This is a genomic window from Proteus sp. fly-1067, from assembly GCF_040139345.1.
In the GTDB taxonomy this organism is placed as follows: domain Bacteria; phylum Pseudomonadota; class Gammaproteobacteria; order Enterobacterales; family Enterobacteriaceae; genus Proteus; species Proteus vulgaris_B.
The window spans coordinates 1-515 of the sequence record NZ_JBEEUL010000287.1; the positions used below are offsets into that span (position 1 = coordinate 1).

The following is a 515-nucleotide window of genomic DNA, read 5'->3' on the forward strand; positions in this document are numbered from 1 at the left end:
GGATAAGTTTTTGTCCCAGCAATTAGGGATCAGCCGGAGTCTAGTGGCGCGTGAGCTACGCGCAGGGAAAGTGACTGTTGACGACGAAATAGTTAAATCGGGATCATTACAAGTGAGTTCTGAACAATCGGTAGCTTATGATGGAGTGGTGTTAACGCATGTCACAGGTCCTCGTTATTTTATGTTGCATAAGCCGCAAGGCTATATTTGCTCAACAGATGACCCAACGCACCCGACCATTCTCTATTTTATTGATGAACCATTGGCTGATAAATTACATTCAGCGGGACGCCTTGATATTGACACCACAGGATTGGTATTACTTACCGATGATGGGCAGTGGTCACACCGAATTACTTCACCTAAGCATCATTGTGAGAAAACATATCGCGTTGAATTAGAAAATGATATTGCTGATGACGTTGCACAACGGTTCGAGACAGGTGTGATGCTAAATGGGGAAAAATATCCGACTAAACCTGCTCAATTAGAAATTATCACCCCAAAAGAAGTAC

Annotated in this window: 1 protein-coding gene; it reads left to right on the forward strand. The window is 43.3% G+C overall.

The annotated features are described in order from the left end of the window. Window positions 1-515: 16S rRNA pseudouridine(516) synthase RsuA (rsuA, locus tag ABN217_RS20445; protein ID WP_349460034.1), on the forward strand; the 515-nt coding region annotated here is incomplete at both ends.